Raw genomic sequence first — 22946 nt, 5'->3', positions numbered from 1 at the left:
GTTAATTACAGGTCCGAGAGCTGGCGGCGCTCGCGCAGCAGCGCGGTAAAGCCCTCGGCATTGAGCGGACGGCTGAAGTAGTAGCCCTGCATCTCGTCGCAACCACGTTCAGTCAGGAACCGCACCTGTTCGCGCGTCTCCACGCCCTCCGCTATCACCCGCATATTCAAATTGTGTGCCAGCGAGATGACCGACAGGGCGATGGCGGCGTCGGCGCTGTCGGTGGTGACGTCGTCCACGAAGGATTTGTCAATTTTCAGCACGTCGATCGGGAAGCGTTTCAGGTAGCTCAGGCTGGAATAGCCGGTGCCGAAGTCGTCCAGCGAAATGCTGACGCCGATGTCCTTCAGCCGGCGCAGCACCGCCACCGCCTTGTTAGGATCGCCCATCACCGTGCCCTCGGTGATCTCCAGGCCCAGATATTCGGCCGCCACGCCGAACTTGCGCAGCGTGCTTTCCACATACGGCACCGTGGCGTCGTTGGCGAACTGGCCGGCGGCCAGGTTGACCGCCACCTTGATCTTGCCCAGGCCCTGGTCGTGCCACACCTTCATCTGCGCGCACACGCTCTCCAGCACCCACTCGCCGATGGAATTGACCAGGCCATATTCCTCGGCCAGCGGGATGAAGCGGTTCGGCGGCACCTTGCCCAGCACCGCGCTATCCCAGCGCAGCAACGCCTCGGCGCCGACCACGGCGCCCGATTTCAGGCACACCTGCGGCTGATAATGCACCTCGAACTCGTCGCGCGCGATGGCGCCGCGCAGCTGGCTCTGGATCGCCAGCTTGTCGCGGATTTCCGCGTCCATCCGTTCGGTGAAGAAGGCGTAGTTGTCGCGCCCGATCTCCTTGGCGCGGAACAGCGCCGTGTCGGCGTTGCGCACCAGTTCATCGAAGCTGTCGCCGTCGGTCAGGCTGACGGCGATGCCGATGCTGGAGGTGACGGTGATCTGCTGGCCGTCGATCACCAGTTCCTTGCGCAGGCCGGCCAGGATGTTCTGCGCCAGCGCCATGGTGGCGCCCAGTTGCGGATCGTCGGGGACGATGATCTGGAATTCGTCGCCGCCCTGGCGCGTCACCGTGTCGCTCTCGCGCACCGTCTCGCTCAGGTACCTGGACACCACCTGCAAGGCCTTGTCGCCCATGTCGTGGCCATATGAATCGTTGATGCTCTTGAAGCGGTCCAGGTCGAGGCACATGACGGCCACGCAGCGGCCTTCGCGGCGGGCGGCGTTGAGCGTCTGCGTGAAGCGCTGGCGCGCCAGCAGGCGGTTCGGCAGGCCGGTCAGGGCGTCGTGGTTGGACAGGAAGTCGATCAGGTGCTGCTCGGCCTTGCGCTCGGTGATGTCCATGAACACCGCCACGTGGTTGATCACGTGGCCGCGCTCGTCGCGCACCACCGAGGCGCTCAGCAGGCCCGGATAGATGTCGCCGTTCTTGCGGCGCGCCAGGATTTCGCCCGACCAGTGGCCGGTCTTCATCACCGACTGCACCATGGCGTCAAAGGCGCTGACATCCTGGTCGCCGGCGTGCAGCATGCCGATGCTCTCGCCCAGCACCTCCTTGGCGGTGTAGCCGGAAATCTGCGTGAACGCCGGATTGGTGGCGACGATGCGCGCCTGGCTGTCGGTGACGACGATGGCGTCCTGGGTCGCCTCGAACACCTGGCTGGCCAGGCGCAGGAACTCCTCGTTGGCGCGGCGCTGCTCGACTTCCCTGGCCAGTTCGGCGGTGCGCTCGGCAACGCGCTGCTCCAGCAGCGCGCGTTCGGCCGCCAGCGCCTTCTGCGCGCGGCCCAGCCGCACGTGGGCGTCGGTGCGGGCCAGGATTTCCTCGGCCTGGAACGGCTTGGCGACAAAGTCGACCGCGCCCAGCGCGAAGCCGCGCACCTTGTCGTCGGTATCGTGCTGCGCCGACAGGAAGATCACCGGCACCTGGCTCAGTTCCGGCGTGGCCTTGAGCCGGCGGCAGACTTCAAAACCGTCGATGCCGGGCATGCGCACGTCGAGCAGGATCAGTTCCGGCGGCCGCGATTGCGCCGTCCACAGCGCCAGCTCGCCGTTGGGAGCCTGGCGCACATAGTAACCGGCGTCTGTCAGCAGGTCGCTCAGCAGCTTGAGCGAGGCTGGCGTGTCCTCCACGATCAGCACTTCGCCTTTGGTGTGTTGTTCCGACAAATCCCGGTGCATGTAAAAAGTCTCTCGCCAAGTCAACTACGGTAGGTTGCTGCCGCTATCATATACCGCTCAGGCCTGAGGCTCCAATTCCTTACCCGCCTGGTCGAGCAATGCGCATAGCTGCGGATACTGGTGCAGCTGCACCATGTGCTGGATGCGGGCCACCACCTCGGCCAATTCCGGCGGCAACGGCGCCAGCAACAGCGCCACGCGCGCCAGGTTCAGCTCCTGCAACGCGGTCTTCAGTTCCTCGCGCAGCGCCGGGTCGAGGCGCTGCAAATCGTTGCTGCCCAGCGGCGCCTGGCGCATCTGCCGCGCGGCGGCGCGCTGGCGGCGCACGAACTGCAGGCTCAGTTGCCGTTCCAGCACCGCGTACAGCTGGTCCTGCTCGACCGGCTTGCGCATGAAGTCATCGGCGCCGGCCGCCAGCGCCTCCTCGCGCTGCTCGGCGAAGGCCGACGCCGTCAGCATCACGATGCCCGGCTGCGGGCCGTCGGCGTTGGCGCGGATCTGGCGCGTGGCGCTGATGCCGTCCAGCGCCGGCATGCGCCAGTCCATGAACACCAGGTCCGGCTGCCAGACGTCGACCATGGCCAGCGCCTGCACGCCGTCGCCCACCACCGCCACCTCGAAGCCCAGTGGCTTGAGCAGGCTTTCCATCAGCGCGCCGCCGTCGGCGTTGTCGTCGGCGATCAGCACCCGGCGGCGCTGCTGCGGCTCCAGCGGGCTGACTTCGTCGTGCCCGGGCGCCGGCGCCTCCTCGGCCACCTGCACCGTGACGGCGAAGTGGAAGGTGGCGCCCTGCCCCGGCGCCGATTGCAGCGCCAGCGTGCCGCCCATCAGCTGCACGAACTCGCGCGAGATGGTCAGGCCCAGGCCCGTGCCCTCCTTGGCGCCCGGGCCGTCGGCCTGAATGAAGGGCTCGAAGATGCGCGCCTGGTCTTCTTCCGCGATGCCGGCACCGTCGTCGATCACGGCGAAGGCCAGCTGGCACTGGCCGCCGTCGGCGGCGCCGCGCACCCGCAGCGTCACCTTGCCCTGGGCGGTGAACTTGACCGCGTTCGACATCAGGTTCAGCAGCACCTGGCGCAGCTTGGTGCCGTCCACGCGCGCGCTGGCCGGCAGGCCGACGCTGTCGAGCACCAGCTCGACGCCGTTCTGCAGCGCGCGCATGCTGACCATGTCCATCACCTCCTGCAGCATGTCGTCGAGGTTGACCACCTCGGTTTGCAGCACGGCGCGGCCGGCCTCGATCTTCGACAGTTCCAGGATGTCGTTGATCAGCGTCAGCAGGTGCTGGCCCGAGCGGTGGATGATGGCCAGGTTGCGCTTCTCCTCCGGCAGCATGTTCTTCGAATCGGCCATCAGCCGCGAGAAACCGATCACGGAATTGAGCGGCGTGCGCAGCTCGTGGCTCATATTGGCGAGGAAGGTCGACTTGGCGCGGTTGGCCGCCTGCGCCTGGCGCACCGCCACCGACAGCGCGTTGGTGCGCTCGGCCACCAGCTCCTCCAGGTGGATGCGGTGGCGGCGCAGCTCCTGCTCGGCCATGCGGCTGGCGGTGACGTCGTAGTTGACGCCGACCATGCGCATCGCGTGGCCGTCGCCGTCGCGGAAGGTCATGCCGTCCGCCTTCATGTGGTGCACCGAGCCGTCCGGCCAGATCAGGCGGTACTCGACGTCGAATTCGGCGGTGCCGTTGAGCGCCTGCTGCAGCAGCATCTCGGTCGGCACGGCGTCGTCCGGGTGCACCATCTTGCGCCAGGCGTCGAACGGGTTATCGAGCTTGCGGCCCTCCATGCCGTGCAGGCGGTACATCTGTTCGTCCCACACCATCTGGCCGCTGACGACGTCCCAGTCCCAGATGCCGATGGCGGCCGCGCTGGAGGCGATCTGCAGGCGCTCCTCGCTGGCGTGCATGGCGACGTAACGGCTTTCCATCAGCCGCACCATCTCGCGGATCGAGGCGTTCAGCGTCTTCAGCTCACCCGTGTACCAGTCGCGCGGCGGCGAGGCACCGGGGTTCTGCCCGGCCTTGACGCTGGCGGCGTAGCGCTCGATCTTGGTCAGCGGCTTGAGGATCAGCTGCCACAGCAGCAGGTAGAGGCTGAGCACCAGCGTCACGTCCAGCACGAAAATCAGGCCGGCGATGGTGTACAGGCGCTGGCGCAGCTGCTCGATCAGCAGCGCCGGCGAGGCGTAGACGGTGATGGTGCCGATATTCTGCCCGCCGGCGATGATCGGGCGCCGCTCGGACAACAGCGCGGGATCGGACGGCAGGGTGTCGGCCGGCACCAGCTGCGCCTGGGCGTTGCGGGTCAGGATGAACGGCCGGCTGCTGGCCACCGGCGCCACGGCGCTGGCGTGCAGGTCGCGGTTGCTCAAGCCGCTTTTCATGATGGTGACGATCTGTGTTTCGTCGAAGTTCCAGGCCGGCAGCGCGACGGCGGCGGCCAGTTCGTCGGCGCTGTTAGCCAGCGTCTTGTGCAGCTGCTCCCAGCGTTGGGCGCGCTCCACCTGATAGAAATACAGCGCAAAAGTGGTCAGTACCAGGGTCACCACGGCGGTCAGCGTCACGCTGACAAACACGGCGATAGACATTTTTCCTGCACGGCGGGCAAGTCGGACCAACATCGGAAAACCATTAATGGGGGTTAATCTGCGCTGTTACGACTTAGATCATAGGTTCAAAATGCGATGAAGTCCATGGATATTTGCGATCAAGCAACATCCTTATTGCTGTGCAACTGATCGGCGGCATTGGCGGTGCTGAGGAATAGCTTGCCGTTCAACTGCTGCAACAAGGTACTGTTACGCAGGCGGTCCATCACCGGACCCTTGACCTCGGCCAGGTGCAGGCCGATGCCGCGCCGCGTCAGGTTCTGGTTCAGCTCGGCCAGCGCCAGCAGCGCGGTGGTGTCGATCGAGCTGACCGCCGACATCACCAGCACCAGCTGGCGCGCGCTCCGGTGCGTGGCCAGTTCGCACTCGATGCGCTCGTTGACCGCCTCGACATTGCCGAAGAACAGGTTGGCGTCGATGCGCAGGATCAGCAGCTCGGGCCGCGTCTCGGCCGGATAACGCTCGATATTGCGGAAGTGCTCGGTGCCGGCGATGCGCCCCAGCACGGCGATATGCGGCCGGCTGGCGCGCCAGATCAGGGTGCCCATCGACAGCGCCACGCCAATGACGACGCCGGCCTCGACGCCCATCGCCAGCACGCCGAGGCAGGTGGCGCCCCAGGCCAGCGCGTCGCCGCGGTCGTATTCCCAGGCGGTGCGCAGGATGCCCATCTCCAGCATGCCCAGCACGGCGACGATGATGGTGGCGGCCAGCACCGGCATCGGCAGCAGCGCCAGCCAGCCGGTCGGCAGCAGCAGCGCGCAGGCCAGCAGCGCGGCCGTGATCAGGCTGGCCAGCGGCGTGTTGGCGCCGGCCGCGAAGTTGACGGCCGAGCGCGACAGGCTGCCGGTGACCGGAAAGCCGCCCGACAGCGCGCTGGCGACGTTGGCCGCACCGAGGCCGACCAGCTCGTGATTGCTGACCAGCTTTTCATTGCGCTTCTGCGCCAGCGCCTGCGCGCCGGACATCGACAGCAGGAACACCATGAAGCCGATCAGCAGGCCCGGTTGCAGCAAAGCGCCCCAGTGCTGGCTGGACGAGGCCAGGTTCAGGTGCGGCAGGCCGGCCTGCACCACGCCGGTGGTGCGCACGCCCATGCCGGCCAGCGGCGTGTACGCCATCAGCGCGATGCCGCCCAGCACCACCAGCATCGGCGCCAGCTTGGCGCCGATGTCGGCCGCCACCGGCGGCAGGCCGCAGCGCTTCAGCAGTCCGGCCAGGTACTGGCGCGCCAGCACCAGCAGCACCAGCGCGCCGACACCCAGCGCCGCGCTCGGCGCGTGCACATGCGGCAGCGCGGCGCCGAGCAGCGTGTGCAATTGATCGAAGGCGATCACGATGGCCGAGCCGACAGTGAAACCGCTCATCACCGGGCGCGAGAAGAAATTGGCCAGGAAGCCCATGCGCAGCAGGCCGCACAGCAGCAGCACCGCGCCGGATACCAGCGCCAGCTGCGCCGCCAGCACGCCGGCCAGGGCGGAGCCGGCCGGCGCCAGCGGACCGATCACGGCGGCCGTCATCAGCGAAATAATGGCCATCGGGCCGACCGACTGCGTCATGCTGCTGCCGAACAGCGCATACAGGACGGGCGGCATGATGCTGGCGTAAATGCCCACCACCGGCGACAGCCCCGCCACCAGCGCGTAGGCCATGCCCTGCGGGATCATCATCATCGCCACCACCAGCCCGGCGCTGATGTCGCCGGGAAGTTGGTCGCGCCGGTAGTGTTTCAGCCATTGCAGCATTGTTGTTCCATGGGTACAGAGAGCGAAGGCGGTAGTTTACCGTAAATGCGTTTTACCAAATTTACTTATGTGTAAATCTCATAAAGAAACCCGCCACGGCGATGTGCATCAATCCCTTTGCTGTCCCTGTCCGCTCTTGCCGCCCCCACGGCGTTAAGCGCGCATCTTTGCCCGGCCTTTGGCGTCCAGCGTCATTTCCAGCAGCCGCCCGGCGTGGCGCAGCTTGATGGTCTGGCCCGGTCTGCCGCGCACTTGCAGCTGGCGCAGCTGGCCGCCGGACCAGTCGAGATCCAGCTCGACGCCGCCACGGGCGCGGATGCCGCGCGCCGAACCTTCCGGCCACGCCTGCGGCAGCGCCGCCAGCAAGCGGATTTCGCCGCCCCACGACTGCACCAGCATTTCCAGAATCGCCGCCGTGCCGCCGAAATTGCCGTCGATCTGGAACGGCGGATGGGCGTCGAACATATTCGGATAGGTGCGCTCGGGCCCGAGCAGCCCTTGCAGAATCGCGTACGCGCGCTCACCCTCGCCCATGCGCGTCCACAGCGCCAGGCGCCAGGCGGTGGCCCAGCCGGTCGATTTGTCGCCGCGCGTATTGAGCGTGACCTTGGCGGCGGCCACCAGCTGCGGCGTGTCGCGCACGTTGATCTGCTCGCTCGGGTACACCCCGTACAAATGCGAAACGTGCCGGTGCTTCTGCTCCGGCGCGCCGGCGTCCCAGTCTTCGAGCCACTCCTGCAACTGCCCCTGCGCGCCGACGCGATCGGCCGGCAGGCGCGCGCGCTGCGCTTCCAGTTCGGCGGCGAAGGCGGCGTCGCTCTCGCCCAGCAGCGCGTGCGCCTTCAGCGTCCAGCCAAACAAATCGCGGATGATCTGCCGGTCCATCGCCGGCCCGGCGCAGGTGGCCACGCCCTTGTGATGCTCGTTCTCCGGCGAGATCGACGGCGATGTCACCAGCCCCCTGCCCTTCGGGTCCTCCACCAGCGTATCGACAAAGAACAGCGACGCGCCTTTCAGCAGCGGGTAAATGCGCCGCAGGTAGGCCGGGTCGGGATTGTAGTCGTAGTGGTCCCACAAGGCCTGGCACAGCCACGCGCCGCCGCACGGCCACATGCCCCACAGCGGACCGTCGATCGGCGCGGCGGCGCGCCACAGGTCCGTATTATGGTGCGCCACCCAGCCGCGCGCGCCGTAGCCCTTGCGGGCGGTGACGGCGCCGGTGACGCTCAGGTCCTCCACCATGCGCAGCAGCGGCTCGACGCACTCGCCGAGGTTGGCCGATTCCGCCGGCCAGTAATTCATCTGCGTGTTGATGTTGATGGTGTACTTGCCGCCCCACGGCGGATTGATGCCTTCGTTCCACAGGCCCTGCAGGTTGGCCGGCTGGCTGCCCGGCCGCGACGACGACAGCAGCAGGTAGCGGCCGTACTGCACGTACAGCGCGGCCAGTCCGGCATCGGCCTGCTGCTCGGCCACGGCGATGCGCTGGTCGGTCGGGCGCGGGTCAACCGCGCCGGAACCGAGCCGCAGCGACAGGCGGCGGAACAGCATCTGGTGCGCATGCACATGCCCGCTGCGCAGACGCGCATACGGCCTGGCCGCCGCCGCCTCGGTCTGCGCGCGCACCGTCGCCACCGGATCGCCGCTGACATCGGCGTAGTTGACATAGCTGCTGGCGGCGGCCACCAGCAGCGTGACCGTGGTGGCGCCGCGCACCTCGATGCGGTCTGCGCGCGGCGTGATGCTGCCGTCGCCCAGCGCCTGCACGCGCACCGCGTAACGCAAGGCCGCGGCAATGCCGGACGACGCCACGTTGCGGCCTTCGATCAGCAGCGCGTCGGCGCCGTCGGCGCGCAGCGCCAGATCGGGCGGACGCTGGTCGGCGCGCAGCGATTCGCGGTAATCCCATGGCATCGCCCCGGCCTGGGCGCCGACCGGCAGCCTGGCGCCGGTGTAATCGGTCATGCCGTAACTGGTTTCCAGCGGATGGCGGTAGCCCAGATCGAAATTCAGCAGGCCGCCGCTGGCGCTCAGGCGTATCACCAGCACCTGGTCCGGCGCGCTGGCGAACACCTCGCGCTTGTACTGCGTTTTGCCGTCGCTGAAGCGGGTGGTGCAGATCGCCGTGTCCAGGTCCAGCCAGCGCCGGTAAGCGGCGCCGCCCGCAATGCCCTGGAAGTCCAGCAGCAGGTCGCCGGCCGCGCCATACGGCATCTGCTTGATGGGAAGGCCCATCATCGATGACGAAATCAGCTGCGCCGCCTCGTGGAATTTTTCCTGGTCGATCAGCGCCCGCACCTGCGGCAGCGCCGCCAGCGAAGCGGGATGATTGGGATCGTAAGGGCCGCCGGCGAACAGCGTGTCCTCGTTGAGCTGGATGCGCTCCTGCGCGATGCGGCCGTAACACATGGCGCCGAGGCGGCCGTTACCGACCGGCAGCGCCTCCACCCACGGCCCGGCGGCCCGCTGGTACCACAGCGACAAACTCTCCTGCGCGCCGCGCGTGGTCGCCTGCACGGCCGCTCCGGCCAGACCGGGAAAGGCCGCAGCCAGTCCCGCCGTGATCATGAAACTGCGTCTTGTCGTCTCCATGCGCCCCATTCTGCGCGGGACGGCGCAGCAACTCAATTACGAAATTCACCAAGCCCAGCACGATATTCTGCACGCGGCCGGCCTGGCGGGACGGAACTCACTTGATCTGGTTGGCGACTTCCGCGCTGCGGTCCTTGAGCTTTTCCTCTTCCTTGTTCGCTTCCAGCACCTGCTTGATGGTCAAGTTGTAATCGAGATCGCCCTTCATGGTGTGGCGCACCACGTACTTGCGCACGGCGGTCTGCTCTTCCGGCGTGAGGTTTTCCAGCAGCGCCTTGCTGTTTTTCGGTTCGTTCATTTCGGACAGCTTGATGTCCTTCGGACCGCCGCAAGCCGACAAGGCCAGCGCCACCAGCGCCGATGCGAAGAGCGTTTTGTACATTGCCATCTACAGACTCCTGATTAAATAGTAGTTAAAAGCTAACTATATATTTTTCTGCAGAAGCCCGGAGCACGCTTGTTCAGCCCGTCAACTGATCCCTGACCGCGTCAAGGACATCAAGCGACAGCGCCTCGTCGTCCACCGCGCGCGACAGCACGATGGCGCCGATCATCGCCGCGTATCTGGCCAGCGCCTGGCGGCGCTGCTCGGCCGCGTCGGCGCCGGGCATCAGCTGTTCCAGCACCGCCAGCTGGCCGCGCGCGCCGTCGGTCATCGCGCGCCGCGCCTTGGGGCCGAGCCGCGCCACATCGGCGCCCAGCGCCGTCACCGAGCAGCCCTTCTCCGGGTGGTCGCGGTGCTGCGCGGTCAGGTAGCCGTCGCCGATTTTTTCCAGCGCCGTGTCGCGCCCTTCGGCCACATAGCCTTCCCAGCGCTCGACCGATTTTTTCAGCGCGTGCGCCGCCGCTTCCGCCAGCAACTCCTCCTTGGAGGCGAAGTGGCCGTAGAAGCCGCCGTGCGTCAGGCCCGCGCTTTTCATCAGGTCGGCCACGCCGATGCCGTCGTAGCCCTTTTCGCGGAACAGCCGCGCCGCCGTTTCGATAATGCGCTCGCGGTTGAGCGCCACTTGTTCCCTGCTGACCTTCATTACCGTCTCCTGCGTTAAAGCGATTGACATTATACATTACGAGTGTAATATATATTTTCAATTACGATCATCATTAAAATGAAGCCGTCATGAAAGCTGTCATCAGCGCCTATGCACGTTCGCCGTTTCACTTTGCCCGCAAGGGCCAGCTGGCCGGGGTCCGCCCGGACGACCTGGCCGCGCAGGTGGTCAAGGGGCTGATCGCGCGCACCGGCCTCGATCCGGCCCTGCTGGACGACGTGATGCTTGGCTGCGCCTACCCGGAATCGTCGCAGGGCAACAACCTGGCGCGCATCGTCTCGCTGCTGGCCGGCTTCCCGCACGAAGTCAGCGGCATGACGATCAACCGCTTCTGCGGCTCGTCGATGTCGGCCATTCACATCGTCGCCGCGAACATCGAGGCCGGGTTGGGTGAGGCCTACCTGTGCGTCGGCGTCGAGTCGATGACCATGGTGCCGCAGGGCGGCTTCAACTTTTCGCCGCATCCGGCACTGCTGGCGCAGAGCGACGCTTACATCAGCATGGGCGACACCGCCGAAAACGTCGCCCGCCTGTACCAGGTGGCGCGCGCCGACCAGGAGCTGCTGGCCCTGCAGTCGCACCAGAAGGCCGCCGCCGCGCGCGCCGGCGGCTTGCTGAAGGATGAGATCGTCCCGATCGCCACGGCCGGCGGCGACGTGGTTGCCGAAGACGGCTGCATCCGCCCCGCCACCACGCTGGAAGCGCTGGCGTCGCTCAAGCCGGTATTCGATCCGGAACACGGCGTGGTCACCGCCGGCACCTCGTCGCCGCTGACCGATGGCGCCTCGGCGGTGCTGGTCACCAGCGAGGATTTCGCGCGCCGCCACGGACTTCGCCCAAACGCGCGCATCGTGGCGCTGGCGGCGGTCGGTTGCGATCCGGCGCTGATGGGCATCGGCCCGATGCCGGCCACGCGCAAGGCGCTGAAGCAGGCCGGCCTGACCGCGCGCGACATCGACGTGGCGGAGATCAATGAAGCCTTCGCCTCGCAGGCGCTGGCCTGCGTGCGGGAACTGGGCATCAGGCCGGAGGCGCTGAACATCGACGGCGGCGGCATGGCCATCGGCCACCCGCTCGGAGCGACCGGCGCGCGCATCACCGGCAAGGCGGCGGCGCTGCTGGCGCGCACCGGCGGACGCTATGCGCTGGCGGCGCAATGCGTCGGCGGCGGCCAGGGCGTGGCCACCATTCTGGAAAAATCTAGGCTGCCAGCTCGATGCAGTTGCGGCCGCCGCGCTTGGCGCGGTGCAGCGCCGTGTCGAGGCGCTCCAGCACGGCCGCGCCGCTGTCTTCCGGCCCCACCGCAGCCACACCGAGGCTGACGCCGATCGCGGCGCCCTCGCCGGCGCCCGGCAGCTCGGCGTCGCCGAGGGCGCCGCGCAGTTTTTCCGCCAGCCGCACGGCGTCCGCCGGCGTGGTGTGCGTGGCGACCACCATGAATTCCTCGCCGCGCAGCCGCACCAGCGTATCCGATCCGCGCAGCCGGCCGCAGACGGTGTCGGCGATCTGGCGCAATGCGCCGTCGCCGACCGGCGTGCCGTATAAATCGTTGGACGAGCGGAAGCTGCCGACATCGAACGACAGCACCGCCAGCGGCAGGCCGTAGCGGCGCGCGCGGCGGATTTCGTGCTCCAGCGTGTCCTCGCCGGCGCGGCGGTTGACAGCGCCGGTGACGGCGTCCACCTTGCTCATCTGCGCCAGCTGGCCGCACAGCGCCGCGTTGCGCTGCTGTAGGGCGCTCATGCCCAAGCCAAAGCTGACAAACTGCGCCAGGCTGGCGAGGCAGGCAAACTGCTCGCGCGAGAAAGTGATGTGGCGATCGAACATCATGCAGACGGCGCCCAGCGCCAGGCCGCCGCCGGGCGCGCGCAACGGCAGCGCCAGCACCATGCGCACATTGCGGTCGTGCAGCGCCATCGCCAGCTCCGGATCGCCGGCTTTCTCGGGCGCGTCCAGCAGCACCATGCCGCCGTGCGCGGCCGCCATCAGCGGCGGGAACACGTCGCGCAACGGCGATTGCAGCAAGCCCTCGCGCCCTTGCAGCAGGCGCGCCAGGTCGAGGTGATTGCGCGCTTCCTGCGCCACCAGCTGCAGATCGTCGTGCTCGCTGAACTGCAACACGGCCGTGTGCCGGACGCCGGGGAAATTACACAGCGCCAGGCAGATTTGCGACGCCATCGGCGAGGCGCCATCGCTGCCGGCCAGCGCGCGTTGCAGGCTGCGCTGGACGCCGAGCAGGTCGCGCAACTCCTTTTCCTTGTCCAGCAACTGCTGCTGCGCGGCCGCCGCCGGATCGGCCGGCGCGGTCAGCGCGCGCCGCACGGCTTGCTGCAGCTCGTCGTCGAGCATGGGACTGATGCAGTAATCGAAGCTGCCATGCGCCATCAGGTCGGGCAGCCACGCGCTGTGGCGGTAGGCGCACAGCACCAGCACCGGCGCGCCGGCGCGGCCGCGTATCAGGGCGCCGACGCCGGCCAGTTCGGCCTGCGTTTCGGCCGTGGTGAGGTCGAGCACGAGCAGGTCGACCGCCTGCTTTGCCAGCGCGTTGACGGCGGCTTCGACATGCTCGCACAACGCAAGCTGGGCGAACATTTCGCCGCAGCACGAGCGGAACAGGTCACGGCGTTCTGGGATGGGATTGAAATACACACCCGTGCTGCGCGCGCGGCTGTAGAGGTCCGACATGGCAAGACTCCCTAGTATAGTTTTGGTATTTTTTTGTCTCTACCGATAGTTTGCCATAAATTCCATTCCCGCCTATGCTTTTGCCATAATTTTATGTGAGTCGGCGCACCGTCATTCCTGTGGCTGCGGCCAATACTGTCCTACCAGGAATCAGGAGGACATCATGCCGCAATCAGAAAACAAGGCCGATCCGGGCAGCGCCAGCCTGCAACGCGAAATCCAGCAGCGCCAGGATCAGGTAGACCAGCACGGCCAGCGCGCCAGCGTTGCCGACAACAGCAAGGAGCCGGTGCAGACCACCGAGCACGCCTATCCCGGCACGCCGATGCCGGCGCAGCATCTGGAAAAGCCGGGCCTCGAAGCCGACATGCAGCAAAAGCCGGAGTTCCTCGCACCCGACTACTGCGGCAGCGGCAAGCTGGCCAACATGGCAGCATTGATCACCGGCGGCGACTCCGGCATCGGCCGCGCGGTGGCCGTGCTGTATGCGCGCGAAGGCGCCGATGTGGCCATCGTCTACCTCAACGAAGACCAGGACGCGGAAGACACCAAGCGCTATGTCGAAGCCGAAGGCCAGAGCTGCCTGCTGATCCGCGGCGACGTGACCGATGCGGCCTTCTGCCGCGACGCCGCGCACCAGGCGCACGAGCGCTTTGGCCGGCTGGACATCCTGGTCAACAACGCCGCCTTCCAGGAGCACGCGGAAAAGCTGACCGACCTGACCGAGGACCGTTTCGACCTGACCATGAAGACCAATGTCTACGGCTACTTCCACATGGCCAAGGCGGTGCTGCCCTACCTGAAGCGCGGCGCCTCGATCATCAACACCGGTTCGGTGACAGGCCTGCAGGGCTCCGAACACCTGCTGGACTATTCGACCACCAAGGGCGCGATCCACGCGTTCACCAAATCGCTGGCATCCAACCTGCTGGATCAGGGCATCCGCGTGAACGCGGTGGCCCCCGGCCCGGTGTGGACGCCGCTGAATCCGGCCGACGCGCCACCGGAAAAAGTGACCCAATTCGGCGCCGACACCGACATGAAGCGTCCGGCGCAACCGCAGGAGCTGTCGCCGTCGTACGTGTTCCTGGCGGCGCCGTGCTGCTCCAGCTACATCACCGGCATCGTGCTGCCGGTGACCGGCTCGGTGGGTGCCTGAGCCATGGCCGCGCGCGCGCTGTGGAAGGGGGCGATCAGCTTCGGGCTGGTGTACATACCGGTCGAGATGTACACGGCGGTGCAGGAGCACGACCTCGATCTGACCATGCTTGACCGGCGCGACTTTTCGCCGATCGGCTACAAGCGCTATAACAAAAAGACCGGCAAGGAAGTGACCTGGGACCACATCGTCAAGGGCTATGAATATGAGGACAACGAGTACGTGGTGCTGTCGGAAGAAGACCTGAAGCGCGCCAACGTGGAAGCCACGCAGACCATCGACATCGTCGCCTTCGTCGACGCGGCGGATGTGCCGCTGACGTACTTTGAAACGCCCTACTACCTTGCGCCTTCACGCGGCGGCAACAAGGTGTACGCGCTGCTGCGCGAAACCTTGCGCAAGGCCGGCAAGATCGGCATCGCCACGGTGGTGATGCGCACCAAGCAGCACCTGTGCGCGCTGGTGTGCGTGGAGGACAAGATCGTGCTCAACACGCTGCGCTACGCCACCGAGATCCGCAGCGCCGAGGAACTGAAGCTGCCGCCGGCGACCCTGAAGGCGGCCGGCATCAGCGACAAGGAGCTGAAGATGGCCTTGTCGCTGGTCGATGGCATGAGCGAGGAATGGAAGCCGGAGCAGTATCACGACACCTACAAGGAGGACGTGATGGCGATGGTGAAGAAAAAGATCAAGGCAGGCCAGACCAAGACCATCACGGAGGCGGACAAGGAAAGCGCCGCGCCGAAAGCCTCCAATGTGGTCGATCTGGTGGCGCTGCTGCAGGATAGCCTCGGCAAGCGCGGCAAGCCTGCCGCCAAATCCCGCACCGCCGCCAACGATGACGGCGGCGAGGAGGAAGCGGACGTCAAGCCGGCCAAGACGAAAGCCGCCACGCCCCGCCGCAGCACCACGGCGCGCGCCAAGACTGCCAAAGCCGCCAAAGCCGCGCCCCGGGCTGCCAGCAAGAGCGCCACCAGCCGCGCCAAGGCGGCCCTAGCTGGCGCCGCGTGTCAGAAGGCGCTCCTGATCACGCCACCATCGACGCGCAACGCCGCCTATCGCCACGCCCGCGCCGCCGCAATCGAGTCGAGCTGCATTCCAGCCAGCGGGCGCTATGCGGCGCCACATTGACCGCCAGGCTAGCGCTCAGGTTTGAACCGCATCAGCTTCATGGCCGGCGCCAGGCCCTTGGCGGATTTGGCGTAGTCGTCCCACGGCGCATTGCCGACGTCCAGCCGCGTGTGGACGTTGGCGACATTCCACTGGTCGGCACTTTGCAGGCCGTCCAGCTCATCCCACGTAACCGGTACCGATATGCCGAGGCCCGGCCGGGTGCGCGCCGACCACGCGCATACCGTGGTGGCGCCGCGCCCGTTGCGCAGGTAGTCGATGAAGATTTTGCCGACGCGGTTGCGCGGGCCGCTTTTCAGCACGAAGCGCTCCGGTATGGTCTGCGCCATGTGGGCAACGATGGCTTGCGAAAAGGCTTTGACATCATCCCAACCATAACCCGGCTTGACCGGCACGACCACGTGCAGGCCTTTGCCGCCGCTGGTTTTTACGAAGGCCGGCAATCCCAGTTCGGTGAGGAAGGCGCGCATCAGCTGGGCGCCTTCCTTTACCTGGTCCCAGCTGACGTTCTTGCCCGGATCAAGGTCGAATATCATGCGGTTCGGCTTTTCGTAGCTGGCGGCGCTGGCGTTCTGCGTGTGCAGCTCCACCACGTTCATTTGCGCGGCCGACAGCAGGCCTTCTTCGCCCGGCACTTCCAGCATCGGCGGATGGTCGGGATCGAGCGATTGCTTGAGCTGTTTCACGCCGGGCATGCGCGAGACTTCAGCGTGCTTCTGAAAGAACAGTTCTCCGCCCACGCCCTCGGGCGCGCGCACCAGCGACACCGGCCGCCCTTTCAGGTGCGGCAGCATCAGCGACGCGACCAGCGCGTAGTAGCGGATCAGCGTGATCTTGGTGGCGCCGCTTTGCTTGTCGATGACGCGGTCTGGGTTGGTGACTTTCAGCGATGCGGGCAGCTTGCCCTCGATGGTGGCTTGCATGTCAGGTTTCTCCTTGACGTGTTGCGGCGTCTCGCGCGTGATGCCGGCGGCGCGCTTGTCCTTGCGCAGCCCCTGGAACACGGCGTGGCGGATCGAACCGGAATGGGTCCATTCGCCAAAGCTGACTTCCGCCACCAGCGTGGGCTTGAGCCAGTGGGCTTTCTTGTCGATGTCGCGGCTGGGGGCGAACGGGCTTTTGTCGGCGTGAAGCTTGTCCATCTTCGACTTGAGGTCATGCAGCGAAGCGGCGTTGAAGCCGCTGCCGACGTTGCCGGCGTATTGCAGCTGGCCTTCTGCATCGTAGGTGCCGAGCAGCAGCGAGCCGAAGCCGGTGCGCGAGCCTTGCGGGTCGGTGTAGCCGCCGATGACGAATTCCTGCCGCTGGCCGCATTTGAGCTTGATCCAGGTGCCGGCGCGGCGCGCGGTGTAGCGCGAGTCCTTGCGCTTGCCGATGATGCCTTCAAGGCCCATCTGGCAGGCGGCGGCGATCATGTCCTGCGGCGGCGCGCTGAGCGCGGCGCTGAAGCGGACGTTTTCCGATTCGCGCCGGGCCATGGTTTCCCGCAGCACGGCGCGGCGTTGTTCCAGCGGCAGTTCGCGCAGGTCGCGGCCTTGCTGGAAGGGGACGTCGAAGATGAAGTAGACGATGTCGCCGGGGTTCTCTTCATCGAAGGCGTTTTGCAGCAGGCCGAAGTCGGGCCGGCCGTTTTCGTCGTGGACGACGATTTCGCCGTCGTACCAGCCGGGCGGGAATTTCAGCCTGGCCAGCTGCTTGCGCAGCGGCTGCAGCTTGTGGGTCCAGTCGTTGCCGTTGCGGGTGATCAGCCGGATGTCGGCGCCGTCGATGCGCGCCAGCAGGCGATAGCCGTCGAACTTGACCTCGAACAGCCAGTCCTCGGCCGACGCCGGCGGACCGTCAACCAGCGTGGCCAGCTGCGGCGACAGCGTTTCCGGCATCGCCGCCTTCGGCGCCTGCGCCACCGCCCCCGGGCCGGACCCGGAGCCGCCGCGCGCCTTGGTCGGCGTCGCGCGCGCGAGTTCCGGCGCGGAGGCAGGTGCGGCCGGCATCGGCAGCGCCTTGACGCTGTCGGGCATCTCGTCCACCACGCTGAACGCATCGGCGGGGCGCGCGTATTCGTCGTTCTCCTTGATGAGCAGCCACGGCTCCTGCTTCTCGCCCTTGCCCTTCATGCGCACCAGCACCCAGCGGCCATGCATCTTGTGGCCGTAGATTTCGAATTTCAGATTGCCGGCCTTGAGCGCCTTGCGCGGATCGTCGAGCGGACGCCAGGTGCCCTTGTCCCAGATGATCACCTTGCCGGCGCCGTACTGCTTCGGCGGAATCGTGCCCTCAAAGTCGTTGTACGAAATCGGATGGTCTTCGACGTGCACCGCCATGCGCTTGTCGTGCGTGTCGTAGCTGGGGCCTTTGGGCACGGCCCAGCTCATCATAACGCCGTCCAGCTCGAGCCGGAAGTCGTAATGCAGGCGCGAAGCCCAGTGCTTCTGAATCACGAACGCCAGCGCCTCCCTGCCCTGCTCGCCGCCTTCGGCAGGTTCGGGCGTGATGGCGAAGTTGCGTTTGGCCTTGTAGGTCTTGAGCGAGTCTTTCATCCCTTCAGACTATGCCTGCCGGCGCGCCGGAACCGTGCGCTGGCGAACATGTAAGCGATTGTAAAGGCCGTCAACGCAACGTTTTGGGCTGGCGTTTTTTGCTCAGAGACGCGGGAATTGTCCCGGGCCCGAAACCTTCAAAGGATTAAATCATGACCAAAGTAATCGCTACCCTGATCGCCGGCCTGTTCGCAACCGCTGCATTCGCACAGACGCCTGCTCCCGCCGCCACCAAGGCCGAAGCCAAGGAAGCCAAGACCGCCGCCAAGGCGGAAGCCAAGGAAACCAAGGCTGAGATCAAGGCGGAAGCCAAGACCGCCAAGGTAGAAGCCGACGCCAAGAAAGACGTCGCCGTCGCCAAGGCTGAAGAGAAAGCCGACAAGGCCGACGCGCACGCCAAGGCCACCAAAACCAAGGCCAAGGCACATGCCAAGGTAGAGAAAGACGCGCCTGCTACCACCGCCCCCGCCACCACCAAATAACTCCGTCACTCCCGCGCAGGCGGGAGTGACGAAAAAGCAGGCCTTGCGGCCCGCTTCTCTGCGTTACATCAGCATCACTGCTGCGCCACCACCGGCGCCGCGCCGGCGGCATCCCAGCCGCCGCCCAGCGCGCGGATCAGGCCCACGGTCGTCACCGCGCGATTGCCGCGCAACTGCACCGCAGTGCGCTCGACCGCCGCCAGATTGCGCTGCGCGTCCAGCAGGTCCAGGTAGCTGGAACGGCCCGCCGTGTACAGCTTCTGCGCCAGATCGGCCGAACGGCGCGCCGACACCACCGCATCATCGATCTGCGCCGTCTGCCCAGCCAGAATGCGCAGGCCCGCCAGATTGTCTTCCACCTCGGCGAACGCGGTCAGCACGCTCTGACGATAGGCGCCAACCGATTCCTCCAGCGCCGCCTCGCTGCGCGTGATGTTGGCGCGATTGCGGCCGCCGTCGATCACCGGCAGCGACAACGCCGCGCCCAGCAGCCACGAACGGCTGCTCCACTTGAACACATCGGCCACGGTGTCGCCGGAGACGCCGCCCGCGTTGGCGTTCAGGATCAGCGACGGGAACATCGCCGAACGGGCCACGCCGATACGGGCGTTGGCCGCTTCCATCGCGCGCTGTGCGGCGGCGATGTCCGGACGGCGTTCCAGCAGCGTCGATGGCAGGCCGGCGGGAATCACCGGCAACAGCGTGCTGTCCAGCAGCGGGCTGTCGCCCGCCGTGTAGCTGGCCGCCGGCTTGCCCAGCAGGACCGCCAGCGCATGCTCGGTGGTCACGCGCTGACGCTGCAGGCCAATCGCCTCGGCGCGCGCGGTGGCCAGCTCGGTCCTGGCGCGCGACAGGTCGAACTCGCCGATGTCGCCCAGGTCGAAGCGGCGCTGGTTGACCTTGACGTTTTCTTCGCGGGTCTGCACCGTGCGGTTCAGCGTCTCCAGTTCTGCGTCGGTGGAGCGCAGGCGGAAGTAGGTCTGCGCCACGTCGGCCTGCACCGATAGCAGCACCGAGCGATACGTCGCTTCCACCGAAGCGGCATCGCCGCGCGCCGCCGCCACGTTCGACGAGACGCGGCCGAACAGGTCGACCTCGTAGCTGGCCGACAGGCTGGCGTTGAACACCTTGGCCGGATCGACCGGCGTGCCGGCCGGCAGCCGGGCCTCGGTCGGCGACTGGCGCACGCGCTGGGCGCCGGCATTGAGGCCGACTTGCGGAATGCGGTCCGCTTCGGCCACGCCGGCAATCGCGCGCGCCTGCTTGACGCGGGCCGCCGCCACCGCCAGGTTGGCGTTGGCGCGGGTGGCTTCGTTGATCAGCTCATTCAGGGCCGGATCTTTGAAGGCCAGCCACCACTCGCCGCGCGGCTGCGCTTCGGCGGCCTGCGCCTGTTTCCAGGTGCTGCCGTCGGCGGCGGTTTTCACGGCTGCCGCATCGGGCAGCTGCGATTCCTTGAACGCGGCCGGCACGTCCAGCGCCGGTTGCTTGAACTCCGGCGCTGCGCATGCCGTCATCAGCAAGGCCGCCAGGATGGGCGCTACGCCCTTAGCGATCATATGCAGCTTGTTCATGTTAATGGGTCCCTTCCAGTTTCGCCGGTGCGGCATCGGCCGCCACGGCAGGTTTATTCTTTTCCAGACGCACCGCCAGGCTACGCAGCAGCACGTAGAACACCGGCGTCAGGAACAGGCCGAAGAAGGTCACGCCCAGCATGCCGGCAAACACCGCCACACCCATCGCATGACGCATTTCCGAACCGGCGCCGTGCGAGAACACCAGCGGCACCACGCCCATGATGAAGGCGATCGACGTCATCAGGATCGGACGCAGACGCAGGCGGCAGGCTTCCAGCGCGGCTTCGACGATCGAGCGGCCATGGTGTTCCAGCTCCCGCGCAAACTCCACGATCAGAATCGCATTCTTCGACGCCAGCCCCACCAGCACGAACAGCGCGATCTGGGTGAAGACGTTGTTGTCGCCGTGGGTCAGTTTCACGCCAATCAGCGCGCACAGGATCGACATCGGCACGATCAGGATCACCGCCAGCGGCAGGGTCCAGCTTTCATACTGCGCGGCCAGCACCAGGAACACCAGCAGCACGCACAGCGGGAACACGTAGATCATCGTGTTACCGGACAGGATGTCCTGGTACACCAGTTCCGTCCATTCGTAGCCGATACCCTTCGGCAGCACCTCGTTGACGATCTTGGTCATTTCAGCCTGCGCTTCGCCCGACGACACGCCCGGAGCCGGCGCGCCGTTGATCTCGGCGGCCACGTAGGCGTTGTAGCGCTGCACGCGGTCCGGGCCATAGCTATCCTTCACGCGCATCAGCGACGACAGCGGAATCATTTCGCCCTTGTCGTTGCGGACCTTCAACTGGGCGATGTCTTCTGCGTGCGAACGGAACTGCTGGTCAGCCTGCACGCGCACCTGGTAGGTGCGGCCGAACTGATTGAAGTCGTTCACATACAGCGAACCCAGATTGATCTGCAAGGTCTGGTAGATCGTATTCAGCGGCACGCCCAGCTGCTTGGCCTTCTGGCGATCGATGTCCGCGTACAGCTGCGGCACGTTGATCTGGTAGCTGGAGAACACGCCGGCCAGCTTCGGATTCTGCCAGGCCTTCATCTGCACCGCTTGCACGGCCTTGTACAGCTCATCGTAGCCACGGTTGTCGCGGTCTTCGATCATCAGCTTGAAGCCGCCGGTGGTGCCCAGGCCATTGACTGGCGGCGGCGGCAGCACCATCACGAACGCACCTTCGATGGCGCCCATGCGCTTGTTGATTTCGGCGGCAATCGCCTCGGCCGAGGTTTCCTTGGTGTTGCGCTTGTCGAACGGCGCCAGGCCGACGAACACGATACCGGCATTCGGAGCGTTGGTGAAGCCGTTGATCGACAGGCCAGGGAACGAGATCGAGTTGTCCACGCCCGGGATGTCCTTGGCGATGTCCGACATTTTGCGGATCACGGCGTCGGTACGGTCCAGCGAGGCGGCGTCCGGCAGCTGGGCGAAGCCGATCAGGTACTGCTTGTCCTGCGCCGGCACGAAGCCCGGCGGCACCACCTTGAACATGAAGGCGGCGGCCACGCCCAGGATCGCGTACACCACCAGCGATGCGCCTTTGCGCTTCAGTACCGTGGTGACGCCGGTTTCATAGCTGTGCGACGCGCGGTTGAAGAAGCGGTTGAACCAGGCGAAGAAACGGCCAAACACCTTGTCCATGCCGCGGGTCAGCGCGTCTTTCGGCGCATCGTGCGGTTTCAGCAGGGCTGCCGACAGCGCCGGGGCCAGCGTCAGCGAGCTGAATGCCGAGATCACGGTCGAAATGGCGATGGTCAGCGCGAACTGCTTGTAGAACTGGCCGGACAGGCCCGAGACGAAGGCGATCGGCACGAACACGGCGCACAGCACCAGCGCGATTGCGATGATAGGACCACTCACCTCTTTCATCGCCTGGATGGTCGCGTCACGCGGATTGAGGCCGTCGTGAATATTCCGCTCGACGTTCTCCACCACCACGATCGCGTCATCGACCACGATACCGATGGCCAGCACCAGGCCGAACAGCGACAGCGTGTTGATCGAGAAGCCGAAGGCCAGCATCACGGCGAAGGTACCCACCACCGAGACAGGCACGGCCAGCAGCGGGATCACCGATGCGCGCCAGGTTTGCAGGAAGATGATTACCACCAGCGCCACCAGGATGATAGCCTCAACCAGGGTGTGGATCACGGCGTTAATCGACTCCCGCACGAATTGGGTCGGGTCGTATACAACACTGTATTCGACGCCTTCCGGGAAATCTTTCGACAGGCGGGCCATGGTGGCGCGCACGTCGGACGACAGTTGCAGCGCGTTGGCGTTAGGCGCTTCGAAAATCGGAATCGCGACTGCCGACTTGTTGTTCAGCAGCGAACGCAGCGCGTAGGAATTGCCGCCCATCTCCATGCGCGCCACGTCCTTCAGCAGCGTGACCGCACCGTCGGCGTTGGTCTTCAGGATGATGTTGCCGAATTCCTCTTCCGACTGCAGGCGGCCTTGCGTATTCACGGTCAGCTGGAAGTCGGCATTCTTGGCCGGGCCCTGGCCTATCACGCCGGCCGCCACCTGCACGTTCTGTTCGCGGATCGCGTCGACGACGTCGCCGGCGGTCAGGCCTCGCTGCGCCACCTTCTGCGGATCGAGCCAGACACGCATGGCGTAGTCGCCGGAACCGAACAGCTGCACCTCGCCCATGCCGGGCAGGCGCGCCAGTTGGTCCTTGATGTTCAGCACCGCGTAATTGCGCAGATACAGGTCGTCGTAACGGCCGTTCGGCGAATTCAGGTGGACCACCATGGTCAGGTTGGGCGACGACTTCACGGTCGTCACGCCGATCTGGCGCACCTCTTCCGGCAGGCGTGGCAGCGCGCGCTGAACGCGGTTCTGCACCTGCGTTTCGGCCTGCTCGACGTTGGTGCCGATCTTGAAGGTGACGGTCAGCGCCAGCGCGCCGTCCGAGGTGTTTTGCGAGGACATGTAGAGCATGTTCTCGACGCCGTTGATCTGCTCCTCCAGCGGCGCGGCCACGGTTTCAGCGATGATCTTCGGATTGGCGCCCGGATACTGCGCGCGCACCACCACCGATGGCGGCACCACGTCCGGGTACTCGGAGATCGGCAGCTTGAAGATCGATATCAAGCCGGCGACAAAAATAACGATCGACAGCACCGCCGCGAAAATCGGCTTGTCGACGAAAAATCGAGAGATATTCATTTT

13 protein-coding genes and 1 pseudogene are annotated in these 22946 nt (G+C 66.2%); 4 read left to right on the top strand and 10 right to left on the bottom strand.

The window, feature by feature from the left end; genetic code table 11:
* Positions 1-5 precede the first annotated feature (5 nt).
* From ACRQ5J_RS12705 to ACRQ5J_RS12680, 6 genes are all read right to left on the bottom strand, one after another.
* The gene (locus tag ACRQ5J_RS12705) at positions 6-2189 is read right to left on the bottom strand and encodes a two-component system response regulator (RefSeq protein WP_432377292.1); all 2184 of its coding nucleotides are present in this window, start codon (positions 2187-2189) and stop codon (positions 6-8) included.
* A 57-nt stretch (positions 2190-2246) separates the two neighbouring features.
* On the bottom strand, positions 2247-4778 hold the full coding sequence (locus tag ACRQ5J_RS12700) for an ATP-binding protein (protein WP_432377291.1): 2532 nt from the start codon (positions 4776-4778) through the stop codon (positions 2247-2249).
* A 119-nt stretch (positions 4779-4897) separates the two neighbouring features.
* Positions 4898-6544 carry a SulP family inorganic anion transporter gene (locus ACRQ5J_RS12695; protein ID WP_432377290.1) on the bottom strand — a complete coding sequence of 549 codons (1647 nt, stop codon included), beginning with the start codon at positions 6542-6544 and terminating at the stop codon, positions 4898-4900.
* 153 nt (positions 6545-6697) lie between these two features.
* Positions 6698-9112, bottom strand: a complete 2415-nt coding sequence (locus ACRQ5J_RS12690; protein ID WP_432377289.1) for a glycoside hydrolase family 95 protein — start codon at positions 9110-9112, stop codon at positions 6698-6700.
* 121 nt (positions 9113-9233) lie between these two features.
* On the bottom strand, positions 9234-9524 hold the full coding sequence (locus tag ACRQ5J_RS12685) for a hypothetical protein (RefSeq protein ID WP_432377288.1): 291 nt from the start codon (positions 9522-9524) through the stop codon (positions 9234-9236).
* A gap of 73 nt (positions 9525-9597) precedes the next feature.
* Positions 9598-10164, bottom strand: coding sequence for a TetR/AcrR family transcriptional regulator (locus ACRQ5J_RS12680; protein WP_432377287.1), 567 nt, complete (start codon positions 10162-10164; stop codon positions 9598-9600).
* Between the two features lie 89 nt (positions 10165-10253).
* On the opposite strand from ACRQ5J_RS12680, the gene ACRQ5J_RS12675 reads away from it, so the two are divergent.
* Positions 10254-11507, top strand: coding sequence for a thiolase family protein (locus ACRQ5J_RS12675; RefSeq protein ID WP_432377286.1), 1254 nt, complete (start codon positions 10254-10256; stop codon positions 11505-11507).
* On the opposite strand, the pseudogene ACRQ5J_RS12670 reads toward ACRQ5J_RS12675, so the two are convergent.
* Positions 11455-11877 (bottom strand): annotated as a pseudogene (locus ACRQ5J_RS12670) (GGDEF domain-containing protein); the annotation flags it as partial. The gene ACRQ5J_RS12675 and the pseudogene ACRQ5J_RS12670 sit on opposite strands and share 53 nt — an antisense overlap.
* A 1156-nt stretch (positions 11878-13033) precedes the next feature.
* Between ACRQ5J_RS12670 and ACRQ5J_RS12665 the strand changes: the two are divergent.
* A complete protein-coding gene (locus ACRQ5J_RS12665; RefSeq protein WP_432377285.1) occupies positions 13034-14029 on the top strand; it encodes an SDR family oxidoreductase in 996 nt (331 codons plus the stop codon).
* Between the two features lie 3 nt (positions 14030-14032).
* Positions 14033-15160 (top strand): Ku protein, encoded by a 1128-nt coding sequence (locus ACRQ5J_RS12660; protein WP_432377283.1) that lies wholly within the window; start codon positions 14033-14035, stop codon positions 15158-15160.
* A gap of 8 nt (positions 15161-15168) precedes the next feature.
* Here the strand turns inward: ACRQ5J_RS12660 and ligD are convergent, their stop codons facing one another.
* Positions 15169-17697, bottom strand: a complete 2529-nt coding sequence (gene ligD, locus ACRQ5J_RS12655) for a DNA ligase D (RefSeq protein ID WP_432377282.1) — start codon at positions 17695-17697, stop codon at positions 15169-15171.
* Between the two features lie 152 nt (positions 17698-17849).
* Between ligD and ACRQ5J_RS12650 the strand changes: the two genes are divergently transcribed.
* A complete protein-coding gene (locus tag ACRQ5J_RS12650) occupies positions 17850-18179 on the top strand; it encodes a hypothetical protein (RefSeq protein ID WP_432377281.1) in 330 nt (109 codons plus the stop codon).
* A gap of 74 nt (positions 18180-18253) precedes the next feature.
* On the opposite strand, the gene ACRQ5J_RS12645 is transcribed toward ACRQ5J_RS12650, so the two are convergent.
* Both ACRQ5J_RS12645 and ACRQ5J_RS12640 read right to left on the bottom strand, forming a co-directional pair.
* Positions 18254-19753, bottom strand: coding sequence for an efflux transporter outer membrane subunit (locus tag ACRQ5J_RS12645; protein WP_432377280.1), 1500 nt, complete (start codon positions 19751-19753; stop codon positions 18254-18256).
* Between the two features lies 1 nt (position 19754).
* Positions 19755-22943: an efflux RND transporter permease subunit gene (locus ACRQ5J_RS12640; protein ID WP_432377278.1), complete on the bottom strand. Its 3189-nt coding sequence runs from the start codon at positions 22941-22943 to the stop codon at positions 19755-19757.
* Positions 22944-22946: the final 3 nt, after the last annotated feature.

The organism is Duganella sp. P38 (assembly GCF_050859475.1).
Lineage (GTDB): Bacteria > Pseudomonadota > Gammaproteobacteria > Burkholderiales > Burkholderiaceae_D > Rugamonas.
The sequence above is the reverse complement of the archived record's forward strand: the minus strand, read 5'-3'. Positions and strand labels throughout refer to the sequence as shown.